This is a genomic window from Pseudomonas paralactis (assembly GCF_001439735.1).
Taxonomy (GTDB): Bacteria; Pseudomonadota; Gammaproteobacteria; order Pseudomonadales; family Pseudomonadaceae; genus Aquipseudomonas; species Aquipseudomonas paralactis.
This window is the reverse complement of the sequence record NZ_JYLN01000003.1, coordinates 108,557-126,244: the sequence shown is the minus strand read 5'-3', so window position 1 is coordinate 126,244 and position 17,688 is coordinate 108,557. Positions and strand designations below refer to the sequence as shown.

Genomic DNA, 17,688 nt, shown 5'->3' with positions numbered 1-17,688 from the left:
TCTTTTTTTCACCTGGCACGGCCCTACAGGTAATCACGACGCTACCTTCAGGGCTTACCTACCTATGCGCCTCCCCACCCGGCTACGCAAACGACTTTCCTGCCATGGTATGACTTATGGTCTGCTGCTCATCACCGCGACCACTGGCGCATGGTTATCCACCGCAGTCATGGCCGCCGGCGCAACGCAACACTATGCGATTGCCGCCGGCCCACTGGACAACGCCTTAAGCCAGTTTGCCGCCAAGGCCAACGTGATTTTGTCCTTCTCTCCCGAACAAACTGCGCGGTTGAATACGCCAGGGCTGGAAGGCGATTATTCGGTAGAACAAGGTTTTGCGCTGCTGCTGCAGCATTCCAACATGCAAGCGGTCGCACAGGCCCCCGGCAGCTATGTGCTGCAAGTGGCGCCAGTTGGCCAACTGACCTTGGCACCTACCACGGTGAGCGCTTATCAACAGGGCGGCTTCAATCAGGAAATCGCCGGGGATGTGGGTTACAAGGCGCAAAGCAGTCGGATCGGCACCAAGACCAGCACCCCTCTGTCAGAGACACCGCGTTCGGTGTCCGTCGTCACTGGCCAGCGCATCAAAGACCAGAAATCCCAGACCCTGACAGAAGTGTTGGGCTACGTCCCCGGGATCTTCGCCCCACCGTTCGCGGCAGGTGATGGCTTGGCAGGTGATCTGTTCTTCATTCGCGGTTTCAACGCCACGGACTACGGCTACGGCCTACTGCGAGATGGCCTGCGTGTTCAAGGTAATCGATACGACACCACCAGCGAACCCTACGGCCTGGAACGGGTTGAGATTTTTCGCGGCCCCTCTTCCCTCCTTTACGGCGAAAACGCGCCTGGTGGCTTGGTCAATCTGGTCAGTAAGCACCCGACTGCCGCCCCGCAAGGTGAGGTGCAGTTGGGTTATGGCTCCGATAATCGACGTCAATTGGCTGTGGATATCTCGGGCCCGCTTAACGACAGCGACACGATTCTTGGCCGCGTGGTGATGCTCGGCCGCAAATCCGACACGCAGACCGATCATGTCCCGGACGATCGTCTGTATATCGCGCCCTCCCTGACCCTGAACTTTGACGACTACAACACGCTGACACTGCTGGCCAACTACCAGAAAGATCACACCAACCTCGAACTGGGCCTCCCCGCCGCAGGCACTCTGCTTACCAATCCCAACGGCAAGCTGTCCAAACACACCATGCTTGGCAATCCGGACTGGAACACCTTTGAACGCGAAAGCTGGAGTACCGGTTACGAGTTCAGCCACAGCTTCAATGACGATTGGCAGTTCCGTCAAAACTCGCGCTATATGCAGTCACGCATCAACCGGCACGAAACCTGGCCGGGCACACTCAATAACGCTGGCTTTGGCACCCGGCTTAACATGAACGCCTATGATCGCTACAACAAGTCGATGGTCTATTCCCTGGATAACCAGCTCGAAGGCAAGTTCCAGGTGGGTGGCCTGGAAAACACAGTGTTGTTGGGCGCCAGCTATGACCGAACCTCGTTCAATCAAGACTGGGATGCGGGTTTCGCCGGCACCATCGATGTGTATAACCCGGTGTACCTGCGCGACCCGCTCACTCCACTGGCAGTGCAGAACACCTTGCTTGAGCAGCAGATGAAAGGGGTTTATGCACAGGTCCAGAGCAAATACGACCACTGGCTCTTTCTGCTCGGTGGCCGCCAGGACTGGGTCGACAGCGACTACCGTGACAAGGTCAAGCCAGCGAGCAATATCAATTCGGAGGATCGCAAGTTCACCTACCAGGGCGGTGTGATGTACCAGTTCGACAACGGCCTGACGCCGTATGTCAGCTATTCCACGGCGTTCGTCCCGGTTCAGCAGATCTCCAACTCCGGCTCGCCGTTAAAACCGATCACCAGCAGCCAGTACGAAGTGGGTGTGAAGTATGAGCCGATCGGCTGGGATACGGCGATGACGTTGTCGGTGTATGACCTGCGCAAGCAGGACGATACCTACCTGGATTCCACCACCAATAGCTATCGCCAGGTTGGTGAAAGTCGCGCCAAGGGCGTGGAAGTCGAGGTCAATAGCAACATCAGTTCCAACTTCAACGTGACGGCGGCCTATACCTACACCGACGCCCGGATAACCAAGGATTCGGCGACGTCGCTGGTAGAAGGCCGTCAGATGACGGGCGTGCCGCGTAACCAGGCTTCGGTGTGGGGCAAATATCGCTTTCTCGACGGCCAACTCAAGGGTTTCTCCCTGGGCGGCGGGGTGCGCTATTTCGACAGTACCTTTTCCTACACGCCGCCTACGCTCTACGGGAAGTTGGACGCAGGAAGCGTCACCCTGGTGGATGCGGCACTGGGTTATCAGATCAACCCACACTGGTCGGTGGACCTGAACGCCAAGAACCTGTTCGACAAGGAATATGTATCCGGTTGCAACGATGCGGGGCGTTGCTATTGGGGCGACAGCCGTACCTTGCTCGGTACGGTGTCTTACAACTGGTAGACCCTGTGGGTAACTCGACTATTTGCCAATGCAAAAGCTGGAGAAAATCCGCCCCAGCAAGTCATCCGAACTGAACGCGCCGGTAATTTCACCCAACAGCTGCTGCGCCTGACGCAGATCCTCAGCCAGCAGCTCCCCCGCCCCCGCCAACGTCAGCTGTGCCCGCCCATGTTCCAGGGCTGCGCTGGCGTGACGCAGAGCCTCCAGGTGCCTGCGGCGCGCACTGAAGCTGCTTTCTGACGTCTGTTCGTAACCCATGCAGGCCTTGAGATGCTCACGCAGCAGTTCCAAACCGTCACCCGCCGATTTTGCGCTCAAGCTGATGGTGACATGGCCATCCTCACTGGTTTCCAGCGCGATGGCTTCACCCGTGAGGTCGGCCTTGTTACGAATCAACGTGACTTTGGCCGGGTCCGGCCGTTGTGCAAGAAATTCCGGCCACAGGGCAAAAGGATCCACAGCTTCTGGGGCACTGGCATCGACAACCAACAACACACGATCGGCTTCGCCAATGGCCTTGAGCGCACGCTCCACGCCAATCTTTTCCACTTGGTCGTCTGTGTCGCGTAAACCTGCGGTATCCACCACGTGCAGCGGCATACCGTCGATATGGATATGTTCGCGCAGAATATCCCGGGTAGTGCCGGCGATCTCGGTGACGATGGCAGCCTCGCGGCCTGCCAGGGCGTTGAGCAGGCTGGACTTACCGGCGTTGGGACGACCGGCAATCACCACCGTCATGCCATCGCGCAGCAAGGCCCCCTGCCCGGCTTCACGCAGCACTGTGGATAACTCATCCCGCACCTTATCGAGCATCGCCAAAACATGGCCATCGGCGAGAAAGTCGATTTCTTCTTCCGGAAAATCAATCGCCGCTTCAACGTAAATACGCAGGCTGATCAATTGCTCGGTCAAGTTATGCACACGCAGGGAGAAAGCCCCCTGCAATGAGCGCAAAGCGTTACGCGCAGCCTGTGCAGAACTGGCCTCAATCAAATCCGCGATCGCTTCGGCTTGGGCCAAATCGAGCTTGTCGTTCAAAAAGGCCCGTTCGCTGAACTCCCCGGGTCGCGCCAGGCGGCAGCCCAATTGCAGGCAGCGCTGCAAGAGCATGTCCAGGACCACAGGTCCGCCGTGCCCCTGTAACTCCAGGACATCTTCACCGGTGAAAGAGTTGGGTCCCGGAAAATAGATCGCCAAGCCCTCGTCCAATACGCTTTGATCGGCATCCAGAAACTGGCCGTAATGGGCATAACGGGGTTTCAGCTCTCGGCCACTGATTGCCCTGGCCGCAACACTCGCCAAGGGCCCGGAGATTCGAACGATACCGACTCCGCCCCGGCCCTGAGCGGTGGCGACAGCAGCGATGGTTTCACGAGGAGCGCTCATCAGCAGGTTCCAGAACAAAAGTGACGGAAAGCAAAACGCCCCACTAGGGGGCGTCTTGAGTGGTTATCCACAGAGTAAATTACGCCTCGGCTTTTTTGGTAGCCGCTTCGATTTTACGCGTGATGTACCACTGTTGAGAGATCGACAACACGTTGTTGACCACCCAGTACAGTACCAAGCCAGCAGGGAACCACAGGAAGAAGAAGGTGAAGATGATTGGCATCATTTTCATCACTTTGGCCTGCATCGGATCCGGCGGCGTTGGGTTCAGGCGCTGCTGGATAAACATGGTCGCGCCCATGATGATCGGCAGGATAAAGAACGGGTCTTTGATCGACAGGTCAGTTATCCACAGCATGAACGGCGCCTGGCGCATTTCAACGCTTTCCAGCAATACCCAATACAGCGACAGGAACACCGGCATCTGCACCAGAATAGGCAAGCATCCACCCAGCGGGTTGATCTTCTCTTTCTTGTACAGCTCCATCATGGCCTGCGACATTTTCTGCCGATCATCGCCGTGTTGTTCTTTCAGTGCCGCCAGTTTCGGGGCAACCGCACGCATCCGTGCCATCGACTTGTAGCTGGCCGCCGACAGTGGGAAGAAGATCCCTTTGATCAGCATGGTCAGGAAGATGATCGACCAGCCCCAGTTACCGACGATGCTGTGGATATGTTGCAGCAGCCAGAAAATCGGCTGGGCAATGAACCACAGGAAGCCGTAATCCACAGTCAGTTCCAGACCTGGGGACAACTCTTTCAATACGGCCTGGCTTTTAGGGCCGGCATACAGGGTAGCGCTGGTTTCAGCCTTGGCGCCTGGAGCGACGGTCAACGCCGGGCCAGTGAAGCCAATGATGTAGTTGCCTTGGCTGTCCTTGCGGGTCTGAACCAGGTTCGCGTCACCCTTGTTCGGAATCCACGCGGTCACGAAGTAATGCTGCAGCCATGCTACCCAGCCACCTTGAACGGTTTCTTTCAGGGTGCCCTTGTCGATGTCTTTCATCGACACTTTTTTGTACGGCTCGTTACTTGTCCACAGGGCTGCGCCCAGGTAAGTCGCGGTGCCGGTGGCAGTGCTGGAAGACGGGTCGGAGCTGGCGTCACGCTTGAGCTGGGCAAACAGGTTGCCGCTCCAGGCTTTGTCGCTGGTGTTGTCGATAAGGTAAGTGACCTTCAAATCGTACAAACCACGGGTAAAGCTGAAACGCTTGATGTAGTTGACGCCGTCGAGACTGAATTTCAGATCGACGTTCAACTGGTTCTGGCCGTCTGCCAGTTGATAAGTCTTTTGCTCGGTCGAATAAACCGGACGACCGGTAGCACGTGCATCCGGACCATTGGTGCCGGTCAGGCCGCTTTGCGCCAGATAAGTACGTTCACCGCCGTTATCGAACAGCTGGAATGGAACATCCGGATGGTCCTGACGACGTGGATAAAGCGGCAGCTTCAGCTGTGCGATATCACCACCCTGTGGGTCGATAGCCAGGTCGAGCACATCCGTTTTTACGTGGATGAGGTCTTTATTGGTGACCACTGGCGTTTCTAACGGGGCACTTGTCTCGCCATTCGCGCTGGGAACATCGGCACTCGCGGACGCATTGTTACCCAGCGGGGTGTCCGGAATAGCCGGCGCAGCCTGATTGGTAGCAACATTCTGAGTCGGCAGGGCAGCCTGACCGTAGTCCTGGTTCCATTTAAGGACCATGACATAGGACACGATTGCCAGGGCGACGATCAGGATTGTGCGTTTAATATCCATGATTACTCGGCCATCGAAGAAGAACGGGAGGTAGGGATAGGTGGAACCGGGTCATAACCACCGGGATTCCACGGATGACAGCGACCTAAACGACGAAAGGTCAGCCAGCCACCGCGCAGAAGACCATGATTTTCTATGGCCTCTAACGCGTAGCAGGAACAACTGGGGTAGAAACGACAGTGGCTGGCCATCAAAGGACTAATGGCATAGCGATAAAACTGGATCGGAACGATTGCCAGTTTACGCATCAAGGCTGTCTACCCCTACAGTTTCGGTGCTGACTGCTGGTGCTGGCTTGTGGGTACGAGCCAAACGTTTCCAGAGCTTGCCGAAATGCTGAATCAATTCGGGGTTTTCTACATCACCCAAGCCTTTGCGCGCGACGATAACAATATCCCAACCAACCAGAGTGTCCTGGTGGAGGCGAAACGATTCGCGCATCAGACGCTTGAGGCGATTGCGCTCAACGGAGAGCTTGACGCTCTTCTTGCCAATCACCAGCCCGAGACGGGGGTGATCAAGATCGTTGTTACGCGCAAGGAGCAGGAGATTTTTCCCCGGAACCTTGCCGGTGGGGGAGTCAAAGACTGCCTTGAAATGCCGGGGAGTAAGCAGACGCTTTTCCCGACTGAAGTCCTGACTCACCACCAGTACCGGATTATCAAACTGCCAGACGCGCACGACCTTTGGCGCGGCGACGCGACAGGACAGCACGGCCGTTCTTGGTAGCCATGCGAGCACGGAAGCCGTGAGTACGGGCGCGTTTGATGGTGCTTGGTTGGAAAGTACGTTTCATGGCGTTGTTACCTGGTTCGTCCACAACGGGCCGGAATGGCCCCCGTTTTAAGAGACCGGCGATTCTAGAGAAAGCAAGCCTCTAGGTCAATTTCCAACCAGCTTTTCCTTCAATTAGATCTTTGTAGCCTTTCGGTCCGTTCTGCTTCCATCACCCACGGCATAGATATAAAAATAAAGAAGGAAGTTATTTAAAGCTTTTCTGTAAAGCTTATAAAAGCTAGTCCGGCGATGAACTGTGGATAACTGCCTTTAGCCCTTGTTCTGCGTGATGTACAGAGAATGACAACACGGGGGAGAAGCGGTGTTCTGCCTGTGCTGCGCTATCGGATAAGCTGTGTGTGGAATGGGGTTTTATCCACAGGCTGGTTACCCACAGACTTTTGCCCCCACTTGTACAACGAGCTCAGGGTGGCTTATCCACAGAGCTTATGCACAGACCGTTGGTCGCCTCGTATGCCGTTAACACATTGATTTTGGGTGCCCTGTGAGCAACCTACATGTGGATAAGTGGGCGGCTGGCCGCTACAATGGCGGCTGTTTTTGCCTCACCGGCTTTCAACTTAGGGGATATCCGTGTCAGTGGAACTTTGGCAGCAGTGCGTGGAGCTTTTGCGCGATGAGCTGCCTGCCCAGCAATTCAACACCTGGATCCGTCCGCTACAGGTCGAAGCCGAAGGCGACGAGTTGCGTGTCTACGCACCCAATCGTTTTGTTCTCGACTGGGTCAACGAGAAGTACCTGAGCCGCGTTCTCGAATTGCTCGATGAACATGGCAATGGCCTCGCGCCCGTGCTCTCCTTATTAATAGGCAGCAAACGTAGCTCGGCACCCCGTGCTGCGCCGAATGCGCCTTTGGCTGCCGCGGCATCGCAAGCCCAGGCCGCAGCTGCTCCGGTTGCTGCTTCTCCTGCACCTGCTGCTACGCCGTCCAAATCCTCTGCGCAAAAAAATGCGCCAGAGCATGAAGAGCCGTCCCGCGACAGCTTCGATCCAATGGCAGGCGCCAGCTCCCAGCAGGCTCCCGTTCGTGCCGAGCAGCGCACCGTGCAGGTCGAGGGGGCGCTCAAGCACACCAGTTACCTGAACCGCACCTTTACCTTCGAGAACTTTGTCGAGGGCAAGTCCAACCAGCTGGCTCGTGCAGCCGCCTGGCAAGTCGCGGACAACCCCAAGCACGGTTACAACCCGCTCTTCCTTTATGGCGGCGTTGGCTTGGGTAAGACGCACTTGATGCACGCGGTAGGTAACCACCTATTAAAGAAGAACCCGAACGCCAAGGTCGTATACCTGCATTCGGAGCGCTTCGTGGCTGACATGGTCAAGGCCCTGCAGCTCAATGCGATCAACGAGTTCAAACGTTTCTACCGCTCCGTTGATGCTTTGCTGATCGATGACATTCAGTTCTTCGCTCGCAAGGAACGTTCCCAGGAAGAGTTTTTCCACACCTTCAACGCCCTGCTCGAAGGTGGCCAGCAGGTCATCTTGACCAGTGACCGTTACCCGAAAGAAATCGAAGGCCTGGAAGAGCGCCTGAAGTCGCGCTTCGGCTGGGGCCTGACCGTTGCGGTAGAACCGCCGGAGCTCGAAACCCGGGTTGCGATTCTGATGAAGAAGGCTGACCAGGCAAAGGTTGATCTGCCTCACGACGCTGCCTTCTTTATTGCCCAACGCATTCGCTCCAACGTGCGTGAGCTGGAGGGCGCGCTCAAGCGGGTCATCGCTCACTCGCACTTCATGGGCCGTGATATCACCATCGAGTTGATTCGCGAATCCCTGAAGGACCTGTTGGCCTTGCAGGACAAGCTGGTAAGTGTGGATAACATCCAGCGCACCGTGGCCGAGTACTACAAGATCAAGATTTCCGACCTGCTGTCCAAGCGCCGATCGCGCTCGGTAGCACGCCCGCGTCAGGTGGCCATGGCTCTCTCCAAGGAGCTGACCAACCACAGCCTGCCGGAAATCGGTGATGTGTTTGGCGGTCGCGACCACACCACGGTCTTGCACGCCTGCCGCAAAATCAACGAACTTAAGGAATCCGACGCGGATATTCGCGAGGACTACAAGAACCTGCTGCGTACACTGACTACGTGATGACACCAGCGCAGCTTATTAAGGCAAGGGACTAGACCATGCATTTCACCATTCAACGCGAAGCCCTGTTGAAACCCCTGCAACTGGTCGCAGGCGTCGTCGAGCGCCGACAGACCTTGCCGGTGCTTTCCAACGTATTACTGGTGGTTGAAGGCCAGCAGTTGTCCTTGACCGGTACCGACCTGGAAGTCGAGCTGGTTGGTCGTGTGCAACTTGAAGAGCCCGCTGAACCCGGTGAAATCACCGTACCGGCGCGCAAGCTGATGGACATCTGCAAAAGCCTGCCCAACGATGCGCTGATTGACATCAAGGTTGATGAACAGAAGCTGGTGGTCAAGGCTGGCCGTAGCCGATTCACCCTGTCGACCTTGCCCGCCAACGACTTCCCAACTGTGGAAGAGGGACCGGGCTCGCTGACCTGCAGCCTGGAGCAAAGCAAGCTGCGTCGCCTGATCGAGCGCACCAGCTTCGCCATGGCCCAGCAGGACGTGCGCTACTACCTCAACGGCATGTTGCTGGAAGTATCCGAAGGCATCATTCGCGCGGTAGCCACCGACGGTCACCGTCTGGCGATGTGCTCGATGCGTGCCGATATCGGCCAGCCGGATCGTCACCAGGTGATCGTTCCGCGTAAAGGTATCCTCGAATTAGCGCGCTTGCTCACCGAGCCGGACGGCAATGTCAGCATCGTGTTGGGCCAGCACCACATTCGCGCGACCACCGGTGAGTTCACCTTCACCTCCAAATTGGTTGACGGCAAGTTCCCCGATTACGAGCGTGTATTGCCCAAAGGTGGCGACAAGCTGGTGGTTGGCGATCGCCAGGCCCTGCGTGAAGCATTTAGCCGTACGGCGATTCTGTCGAACGAAAAGTACCGTGGTATTCGTCTGCAGTTGGCCAACGGCCAACTGAAAATCCAGGCCAACAACCCGGAACAGGAAGAGGCTGAGGAAGAAGTGGGGGTCGACTACAACGGCGGCTCTCTGGAAATCGGCTTTAACGTGAGCTACCTGTTGGACGTGCTGGGCGTCATGACTACCGAACAGGTTCGCCTGATCCTGTCGGACTCCAACAGCAGCGCCCTGGTGCAAGAATCCGATAACGACGACTCGGCTTACGTTGTCATGCCGATGCGCCTGTAATCATGCTCAGCAGAAGCTAGATGTCCCTTAGTCGCGTCTCTGTCACCGCGGTGCGCAATCTGCACCCGGTGACCTTCTCCCCTTCCCCCCGCATCAATATCCTCCATGGCGCCAACGGCAGTGGCAAAACCAGCGTGCTGGAAGCTATCCACTTGCTGGGGCTCGCCCGTTCCTTCCGCAGTGCCCGCCTGTTGCCCGTGATCCAGTACGAACAGTTGGCGTGCACAGTGTTTGGCCAAGTCGAATTGGCAGAAGGCGGCCACAGTGCCCTGGGGATATCTCGCGATCGCGGCGGTGAGTTTCAGATTCGTATCGACGGGCAAAATGCGCGCAGTGCCGCGCAATTGGCAGAAATCCTGCCCTTGCAGTTGATCAATCCAGACAGCTTCCGTTTGTTGGAAGGCGCGCCGAAAATACGCCGACAATTTCTCGACTGGGGTGTGTTCCACGTGGAACCACGCTTCATGGCCACTTGGCAACGCCTGCAGAAGGCCCTGCGGCAGCGGAACTCATGGCTGCGGCATGGTACACTTGACGCCGCTTCGCAAGCAGCCTGGGACCGGGAACTATGCCTGGCCAGCGACGAAATAGATGAATACCGTCGTGCCTATATCAAAGCCTTGAAACCAGTCTTTGAGCAGACCTTGAGCGAGTTGCTGGATCTCGAGGGGCTGACGCTGAGTTATTACCGAGGTTGGGACAAAGAACGTGAGCTAAGTGCAGTGCTTGCGACGTCCCTGCAGCGGGATCAGCAAATCGGACACACCCAGGCCGGGCCCCAGCGTGCTGATTTGCGCCTTAGATTAGGTGCACACAATGCTGCGGATATTTTGTCCCGCGGCCAGCAGAAGTTGGTGGTGTGTGCGCTGCGTATCGCGCAAGGGCACCTGGTTAGCCAGGCCCGGCGCGGTCAGTGTATTTATCTGGTGGATGACTTGCCGTCGGAGCTCGACGAGCAGCACCGCCGTTCGCTATGCCGCTTGTTGGAAGACTTACGCTGCCAGGTATTCATTACCTGTGTAGACCACGAATTATTGAGGGAAGGCTGGCAGACGGAAACGCCAGTCGCTTTGTTCCACGTGGAACAAGGCCGTATCACCCAGACCCACGACCATCGGGAGTGAAGGCATGAGCGAAGAAAACACGTACGACTCGACCAGCATTAAAGTGCTGAAAGGTTTGGATGCCGTACGCAAACGTCCCGGTATGTACATTGGCGACACCGATGATGGTAGCGGTCTGCACCACATGGTGTTCGAGGTGGTCGATAACTCCATCGACGAAGCTCTGGCCGGTCACTGCGACGACATCAGCATTATCATCCACCCGGATGAATCCATCACCGTGCGTGACAACGGTCGTGGCATCCCGGTAGACGTGCACAAAGAAGAAGGCGTCTCGGCGGCAGAGGTCATCATGACCGTGCTCCACGCCGGCGGTAAGTTCGACGACAATTCCTATAAAGTATCCGGCGGTCTGCACGGTGTAGGTGTGTCGGTAGTGAACGCTCTGTCCGAAGAGCTGATCCTCACTGTTCGCCGTAGTGGCAAGATTTGGGAGCAGACTTACGTCCACGGCGTGCCACAGGAACCGATGAAAATCGTCGGTGACAGTGAAACCACTGGTACCCAGATCCACTTCAAGCCATCGGAAGAAACCTTCAAGAATATCCACTTCAGCTGGGACATCCTGGCCAAGCGGATTCGCGAACTGTCCTTCCTTAACTCCGGTGTTGGCATCGTCCTCAAGGATGAGCGCAGCGGCAAGGAAGAGCTGTTCAAGTACGAGGGTGGTCTGCGTGCGTTCGTTGAATACCTGAACACCAACAAGACTGCGGTCAACCAGGTGTTCCACTTCAATATCCAGCGTGAAGACGGCATCGGCGTGGAAATCGCCCTGCAGTGGAACGACAGCTTCAACGAGAACCTGTTGTGCTTCACCAACAACATTCCCCAGCGCGATGGCGGTACTCACTTGGTGGGTTTCCGTTCTGCACTGACGCGTAACCTGAATACCTACATCGAAGCCGAAGGCTTGGCGAAGAAACATAAAGTCGCCACCACCGGTGATGATGCTCGTGAAGGCCTGACCGCAATTATCTCGGTCAAGGTTCCGGATCCGAAGTTCAGCTCCCAGACCAAAGACAAGCTGGTGTCTTCCGAAGTGAAGACCGCAGTCGAGCAGGAAATGGGTAAGTACTTCTCCGACTTCCTGTTGGAGAACCCGAACGAGGCCAAGCTGGTCGTCGGCAAGATGATCGATGCTGCCCGCGCCCGTGAAGCCGCGCGTAAAGCCCGTGAGATGACCCGTCGTAAAGGCGCTTTGGATATCGCTGGCTTGCCGGGCAAATTGGCTGACTGCCAGGAGAAGGACCCTGCCCTCTCCGAACTGTACCTGGTGGAAGGTGACTCTGCTGGCGGTTCCGCCAAGCAGGGTCGCAACCGTCGCACTCAGGCCATTCTGCCGTTGAAGGGCAAGATCCTCAACGTTGAGAAGGCCCGCTTCGACAAGATGATTTCCTCGCAGGAAGTCGGCACCTTGATCACGGCACTCGGTTGCGGTATTGGCCGTGATGAGTACAACATCGACAAGCTGCGCTACCACAACATCATCATCATGACCGATGCTGACGTCGACGGTTCGCACATCCGTACCCTGCTGCTGACGTTCTTCTTCCGTCAGTTGCCAGAGCTGATCGAGCGTGGCTACATCTACATTGCCCAGCCGCCGTTGTACAAAGTGAAAAAGGGCAAGCAAGAGCAATACATCAAAGACGACGACGCCATGGAAGAGTACATGACGCAGTCGGCCCTGGAAGATGCCAGCTTGCACCTGAACGACGAAGCCCCGGGCATCTCCGGCGAGGCGCTGGAGCGTCTGGTCAACGACTTCCGTATGGTCATGAAGACGCTCAAGCGCTTGTCGCGCCTGTACCCTCAGGAGCTGACCGAGCACTTCATCTACCTGCCGGCCGTGAGCCTGGAGCAGTTGGGCGATCACGCCGCCATGCAGGACTGGCTGGCCCAGTACGAAGTGCGTCTGCGTACCGTTGAGAAGTCTGGCCTGGTGTACAAAGCCAGCCTGCGCGAAGACCGTGAACGTAACGTATGGCTGCCGGAGGTCGAACTGATCTCCCACGGCTTGTCGAACTACGTCACCTTCAACCGCGACTTCTTCGGCAGCAACGACTACAAGACAGTCGTTACTCTTGGCGCGCAACTGAGCACCCTGCTGGACGATGGTGCCTACATTCAGCGTGGTGAGCGTAAGAAAGCGGTCAAGGAGTTCAAGGAAGCTCTGGACTGGCTGATGGCTGAAAGCACCAAGCGTCATACCATCCAGCGATACAAAGGTCTGGGCGAGATGAACCCGGACCAGCTGTGGGAAACCACCATGGACCCGGCTCAGCGTCGCATGTTGCGTGTGACCATCGAAGACGCCATTGGCGCAGACCAGATCTTCAACACCCTCATGGGTGATGCGGTCGAGCCTCGCCGTGACTTCATCGAGAGCAATGCCTTGGCGGTGTCTAACCTGGACTTCTGATCAGGTAAAGCAGCTGGAAATAAAAAAGGCCAACGCTGAGCGTTGGCCTTTTTTATGGGTAATGGTTAAGCATTTTAAAATGCTCCACGTGGAACATCATTACTTCAGCTCTGCGCCGGTGTTGCCACACTCTCCAACCGATACCCGTACCCATAGATCGTCAACAGCTGCCAACCGCGATCCGCCGTTAGCCCGAGCTTGTTACGTAGACGGTAGATGTGGGTATCCAAAGGTCGTGACGAGACCATTTCTTCATGGCTCCAAAACCGCTCATACAGGTATTCACGCGACAGCGGCCGCGCCAGATTGGCAAACAGGCAACTGGCCAGACGGTATTCGCGCTCTGTCAGGTTAATGGGTTTTCCCGCGCGGGTGACGGTCAGTTCGGCATCGTCGAACGTCAGGTCATTGAAACTCTGTACTTCCTGGGTCGCCGATTTCTGCAAACCGTGGCGGCGCAGCACGGCGCTGACGCGTGCTTTGAGTTCGTTGGGGCGAAAGGGTTTGCTGACGTAATCATCTGCGCCGCTGTTCAATGCGGTGACGATATCGCTCTCGGCATCGCGGCTGGTCAGCATGATCACCGCGGGCGGTGATTCCATGTGTTCGCGGGTCCAGCGCAACAAAGCTATACCCGAGATATCCGGCAGTTGCCAGTCCAGGATCAGCAGGTCAAAGGTTTCCCGCCGCAGTTGGCGCAGCAGGTCTTCACCGCGCTCAAAGAAATGCAGCGACCATGGCTGTTCCGCTGTACCGGGAATCTGTCGCAGTGTCTGTTCCACCCGTCGCAACTCGGCGGGCTCGTCATCCAGTATTGCGACTCGCATGGTGGGGTCCTTCCTGCAAAAAATACGACTGCTTTAATGAGAGACGACTGTACAAAGCCAGACTCTGAATCTGAATAATTATGGGCAGATTCTACGAGCCTTGTATCTATCGATACGCTGATAAGATCCCGTGATGCTCAACGGAAAGATACCGGCTCCTGTCTGTAAGGAAAAGAACTCGCTCATACCCCTGCCCTGCACCAAGGTGAGGTATGGTTTGTTGCACGGTTCTGGGTAAAGTCCTCAACTGAGACCGAAATAAGCTTCACTGGTTTCAGAACAAAGTTGAACGTCACCACATGGAGAGGGAGCTGGGCCTATGACACCTTTACCCAATGACCATCAATGCCTTCGCGCACTTTCGGCGGTAGCCCTGTGAAGCTATGGCGCAAAGCCGAGAAACGCCAACCCACCCAGGCACAGCTGTTGTTCCATGGGTTGGTCCGTGAATGGTTACTGATCGGGCTGGTGTTGCTGCCCTTTACCGTTTACCTCTCGTTGAGTCCGGGCCTGGCGCTCAATAATCCTCTCTACGACAGCCTGCGCCGACTGACACCCTTGCCGGTTGATCCACGGATTCTGCTGGTCACCATTGATGCGCCCAGCCTGGAAATACTCGGCCCCTGGCCTTGGCCGCGCAGCGTACACGCAGACCTGATCGAACGCCTCAGTACCGCCCAGCCGGCCGGCATTCTATTCGATGTAATCTTCAGCGAATCTGGTGAGGGGGCTGATGGACGGCGATTGGCAGATGCCGTCTGCAATGCTGGCAATGTACTGCTGCCCATCGTCGGTGATAGCAGTGTAGGTCCCAGCCTGCCGGGAGAGCCGCTGTCGCCATTGCTCAAGTGCGCCAAGGGTGTGGGGCATATCAACGTCGAAGCAGATAAGGATGGCATTGTACGTAGCGTTTATCTGCGTGAAGGCCCGCCGGGAAGCACGCTTCCTCAACTGGCATGGTTGGCGTTCGCGCTGAGTAGCGAACAAGCACCAGTAATGCCCGGCCTGGCGCAACAGCCCAGCAGCCAGCAGTGGCATCAGGAACATGAAATCCGCGTGCCGTTCACCTCGGAAGATAATCACTTTCCCAGCGTGTCTTACATCAGCGTGTTGCGCGGCGAAGTACCTCCCGAGACGTTGCGCGGCCGGCTGATTCTGATCGGCGCCACGGCGTATGGAATGGCTGATCGTTTTGTGAGCCCGCTTTCCTCCACCGTCGGCACCACCGCGGGAGTGGAGATCCAAGCCGATATCCTCAATGGTTTTTTGCAGGGGCGCAGCATTGTCGACCTGCCCGGATGGCTCGCAGCCTTGTTGGCGACCTCCTTGGTGACCTTGCTGCTGGGCCTGCTGTTGTATCGCCCTCGCTACGCCTTGTGGATGACCCTGGGCGGTATGATCGCGGCGCTGGTGGGCTCATGGGCATTGCTGCGCCTTGGGCATTGGTGGTCCCCCGCCGCGTGTTTGATTGGGCTGCTACTCAGCTACCTCATCTGGAACTGGCGGCGCCTGAGCGTCATCCTGGCTTACTTTGGCTGGGAGCTGGCGCGGTTGGATAACGAGCCCAAGGTACTGCCGGAACGTCGTCGTGCGCCTGCCAGCAAGGGCGACGTGCTGCAGGGGCGGATCTTTGCTCTTGAGCAGGCAGTCAGCCGCACGCGTGATACGCGGCGCTTTATGGCGGACGGGCTGGAATGTCTGCCGGTCGCTACGCTGATAACCGACCCTCAAGGCAATATCCTATTGGCCAATCGAGTAGCCCGGGATGTGTTCGGTAACGACCTGGTCAACTCAAACCTCATCGAACAACTCGCCGATTTGGGCTATCCCCCGCTGCACAACGGCGTACGCCCTGCCCTGTCAGCACTGGAATTGGTCGAGTTTCGCGATATCCACCAGCGCAGCTTGCGGATGGAGCTTGCGCCCTTGCTTCCGGCCGAAGGTGACTTCGCCCTCGGCTGGCTGTTAAGCCTGACGGACCTGAGCAAGGAGCGAGAAGCCCAGCAGCACCGCGAGACCATGCTGCGTTTCCTGTCCCACGACCTGCGCGCACCCCATTCGGCGATCCTCGCCCTGCTCGATGTGCATAACGGCCAATCGCCGGTTTTTGCCCAGGTCGAGCAACAGGTCCGACGGGCCTTGAGCCTTACCGAATCCTTCGTGCAATTAGCCAAGGCCGAGGCTGACGGCTACCAGTTCCAGACGACCTTGTTCGCTATGCTGGTGATGGACGCTTTTGATCAGGTGGCGGTGATTGCGCAACTCAAGGGTATCCATCTGGTCCACGACCTGGATGAGGCAGATGAAGCGATGGTCCACGCCGATCAATCACTGCTCACCCGTGCGTTATTCAACGTGCTGGAGAATGCGATCAAATATTCCCCATCCGGAACTACCGTCAGGTTAAGGCACGCCAGTGCACAGGGGTGGCTGGAATGCCGCATCAGCGATCAGGGGCCGGGGATCGCCCCCGAGGATTTGCCGGAGCTGTTCAGCCAGTACCGGCGTTTTGATTCGGCCCAGGGCAGTGACGGTCTGGGACTGGGGCTGACGATGGTTAAGGCCGTGGTGGAACGCCATGGTGGACGCATCGTTTGTGAAAGTGAGCTGGGTAAGGGCTCGACATTCATCTTGTTACTGCCGCAGTTGGACGACTAAAAACTGACTTTTCTGCTGTGCATAAAAAACCGGTCACAAGGACCGGTTTTTTTATGAGGAAAAAACTTATGCACGTTTTTCGAGATTTTATGACCTTCAGAAATATAGAAGCAAATCAGTAGGTTATGAATCAAAAAAGCCAATTCGCCAACAAAGCGTGCACAGGTTATCCACAGATCCTCAAATCGCCGGGGTCTCCACCACCAGGGGCTCGGGAGGCAGGGAGCCCATGGCTCGCTGCTGCGCTTCATTCCACGCTGCGGCGCGGTCGTTCAGTGCAGCAATGGCACGCGGCCCCTCGCCTTCTGCGTACATCGGCTCGCCTATCACCACGGTGATGGTGCCTGGGCGTTTGGCCCAGCCGGTCTTTGGCCAGAACTTGCCGGCATTGTGGGCAATGGGCAGCACCGGCAGGTTGGCGTTGACCGCCAAGGCGGTGCCGCCCCGTGAAAATTTGCCTACGGTGCCGTAGGGCACACGCGTCCCCTCTGGGAAGATCAGCACCCAGACGCCATCCTTGAGCAACTCGTCGCCCTTCTTGGCCACATGCTTGAGTGCTGCCTTGGGGTTGTCACGGTCAATGGCGATCGGGCGCAACATGGCCATGGCCCAGCCAAAAAACGGCACGTACAGCAGTTCACGCTTAAGCACCTGGCTCAGGGGCGAGAAGTATGCGGAAAGAAAGAAGGTTTCCCAGGTGCTTTGGTGGTTCGAAAGAATCACGCAGGGTTGATCTGGGACGTTTTCTGCGCCCTTGACCTCGAAACGGATGTTCAGGAATACCTTGCTCAGCCACAACGCGCAGCGGCACCAATAAACGTTGATGAAGCGATAACGCGCCTTGAACGGCAGGAAGGGTGCAATAAAAAAGCTCAGGGTGCACCAGAGAAACGAACTGGTGCCCAGCAGCAGGTAAAAGAAAAAGGTTCTGATGGCCTGCAAGATCGACATGGCGGCATTTACCGTTGCGGGACA

General features: G+C 56.9%; 13 protein-coding genes. 6 read left to right on the top strand and 7 right to left on the bottom strand.

What is annotated here, in order from left to right; all coding sequences use genetic code 11:
* Positions 1–64: 64 nt before the first annotated feature.
* Positions 65–2,500: a TonB-dependent siderophore receptor gene (locus tag TX23_RS08745; protein WP_057701853.1), complete on the top strand. Its 2,436-nt coding sequence runs from the start codon at positions 65–67 to the stop codon at positions 2,498–2,500.
* Between the two features lie 18 nt (positions 2,501–2,518).
* On the opposite strand, the gene mnmE is transcribed toward TX23_RS08745, so the two are convergent.
* The 5 genes from mnmE to rpmH all read right to left on the bottom strand — a co-directional run bounded on the left by mnmE (position 2,519) and on the right by rpmH (position 6,447).
* Positions 2,519–3,889, bottom strand: a complete 1,371-nt coding sequence (mnmE, locus tag TX23_RS08740; protein WP_057701852.1) for a tRNA uridine-5-carboxymethylaminomethyl(34) synthesis GTPase MnmE — start codon at positions 3,887–3,889, stop codon at positions 2,519–2,521.
* Positions 3,890–3,968: 79 nt separating this feature from the next.
* Complete coding sequence (yidC, locus tag TX23_RS08735; RefSeq protein ID WP_005792609.1) at positions 3,969–5,651, bottom strand: membrane protein insertase YidC; 1,683 nt, start codon at positions 5,649–5,651, stop codon at positions 3,969–3,971.
* A 2-nt stretch (positions 5,652–5,653) separates the two neighbouring features.
* Positions 5,654–5,899 (bottom strand): membrane protein insertion efficiency factor YidD, encoded by a 246-nt coding sequence (yidD, locus tag TX23_RS27010; RefSeq protein WP_019816912.1) that lies wholly within the window; start codon positions 5,897–5,899, stop codon positions 5,654–5,656.
* Positions 5,892–6,299 (bottom strand): ribonuclease P protein component, encoded by a 408-nt coding sequence (rnpA, locus tag TX23_RS27005; protein ID WP_020302575.1) that lies wholly within the window; start codon positions 6,297–6,299, stop codon positions 5,892–5,894. The genes yidD and rnpA overlap by 8 nt, the downstream gene beginning before the upstream one ends.
* 13 nt (positions 6,300–6,312) lie before the next feature.
* Complete coding sequence (gene rpmH, locus TX23_RS27000; RefSeq protein ID WP_003213577.1) at positions 6,313–6,447, bottom strand: 50S ribosomal protein L34; 135 nt, start codon at positions 6,445–6,447, stop codon at positions 6,313–6,315.
* Between the two features lie 575 nt (positions 6,448–7,022).
* Here rpmH and dnaA point away from each other — a divergent pair.
* The 4 genes from dnaA to gyrB are packed head-to-tail and all read left to right on the top strand — an operon-like array spanning position 7,023 to position 13,228.
* Positions 7,023–8,540: a chromosomal replication initiator protein DnaA gene (gene dnaA / locus TX23_RS08725; RefSeq protein ID WP_057701850.1), complete on the top strand. Its 1,518-nt coding sequence runs from the start codon at positions 7,023–7,025 to the stop codon at positions 8,538–8,540.
* A gap of 38 nt (positions 8,541–8,578) precedes the next feature.
* Positions 8,579–9,682, top strand: coding sequence for a DNA polymerase III subunit beta (gene dnaN / locus TX23_RS08720; protein ID WP_057701849.1), 1,104 nt, complete (start codon positions 8,579–8,581; stop codon positions 9,680–9,682).
* A 20-nt stretch (positions 9,683–9,702) separates the two neighbouring features.
* A complete protein-coding gene (recF, locus tag TX23_RS08715; RefSeq protein ID WP_057701848.1) occupies positions 9,703–10,806 on the top strand; it encodes a DNA replication/repair protein RecF in 1,104 nt (367 codons plus the stop codon).
* A 4-nt stretch (positions 10,807–10,810) separates the two neighbouring features.
* Positions 10,811–13,228, top strand: coding sequence for a DNA topoisomerase (ATP-hydrolyzing) subunit B (gene gyrB / locus TX23_RS08710; protein WP_057701847.1), 2,418 nt, complete (start codon positions 10,811–10,813; stop codon positions 13,226–13,228).
* 104 nt (positions 13,229–13,332) lie between these two features.
* Here gyrB and TX23_RS08705 read toward each other — a convergent pair whose 3' ends face one another.
* Positions 13,333–14,055: a response regulator transcription factor gene (locus TX23_RS08705; RefSeq protein WP_057701846.1), complete on the bottom strand. Its 723-nt coding sequence runs from the start codon at positions 14,053–14,055 to the stop codon at positions 13,333–13,335.
* 375 nt (positions 14,056–14,430) lie between these two features.
* On the opposite strand from TX23_RS08705, the gene TX23_RS08700 reads away from it, so the two are divergent.
* Positions 14,431–16,713 carry a CHASE2 domain-containing protein gene (locus TX23_RS08700; RefSeq protein WP_057702283.1) on the top strand — a complete coding sequence of 761 codons (2,283 nt, stop codon included), beginning with the start codon at positions 14,431–14,433 and terminating at the stop codon, positions 16,711–16,713.
* Positions 16,714–16,893: 180 nt separating this feature from the next.
* Here the strand turns inward: TX23_RS08700 and TX23_RS08695 are convergent, their stop codons facing one another.
* Positions 16,894–17,664: a lysophospholipid acyltransferase family protein gene (locus tag TX23_RS08695; protein ID WP_057701845.1), complete on the bottom strand. Its 771-nt coding sequence runs from the start codon at positions 17,662–17,664 to the stop codon at positions 16,894–16,896.
* Positions 17,665–17,688: the final 24 nt, after the last annotated feature.

Excerpts from the sequence above, each read along its gene's own strand:
- mnmE (WP_057701852.1), bottom strand. The coding sequence starts at position 3,889 with ATGAGCGCTCCTCGTGAAACCATCGCTGCTGTCGCCACCGCTCAGGGC.
- gyrB (WP_057701847.1), top strand. The coding sequence starts at position 10,811 with ATGAGCGAAGAAAACACGTACGACTCGACCAGCATTAAAGTGCTGAAA.
- rpmH (WP_003213577.1), bottom strand. The coding sequence starts at position 6,447 with ATGAAACGTACTTTCCAACCAAGCACCATCAAACGCGCCCGTACTCAC.
- yidC (WP_005792609.1), bottom strand. The coding sequence starts at position 5,651 with ATGGATATTAAACGCACAATCCTGATCGTCGCCCTGGCAATCGTGTCC.
- TX23_RS08705 (WP_057701846.1), bottom strand. The coding sequence starts at position 14,055 with ATGCGAGTCGCAATACTGGATGACGAGCCCGCCGAGTTGCGACGGGTG.
- dnaN (WP_057701849.1), top strand. The coding sequence starts at position 8,579 with ATGCATTTCACCATTCAACGCGAAGCCCTGTTGAAACCCCTGCAACTG.
- yidD (WP_019816912.1), bottom strand. The coding sequence starts at position 5,899 with ATGCGTAAACTGGCAATCGTTCCGATCCAGTTTTATCGCTATGCCATT.
- TX23_RS08695 (WP_057701845.1), bottom strand. The coding sequence starts at position 17,664 with ATGTCGATCTTGCAGGCCATCAGAACCTTTTTCTTTTACCTGCTGCTG.
- recF (WP_057701848.1), top strand. The coding sequence starts at position 9,703 with ATGTCCCTTAGTCGCGTCTCTGTCACCGCGGTGCGCAATCTGCACCCG.
- TX23_RS08745 (WP_057701853.1), top strand. The coding sequence starts at position 65 with ATGCGCCTCCCCACCCGGCTACGCAAACGACTTTCCTGCCATGGTATG.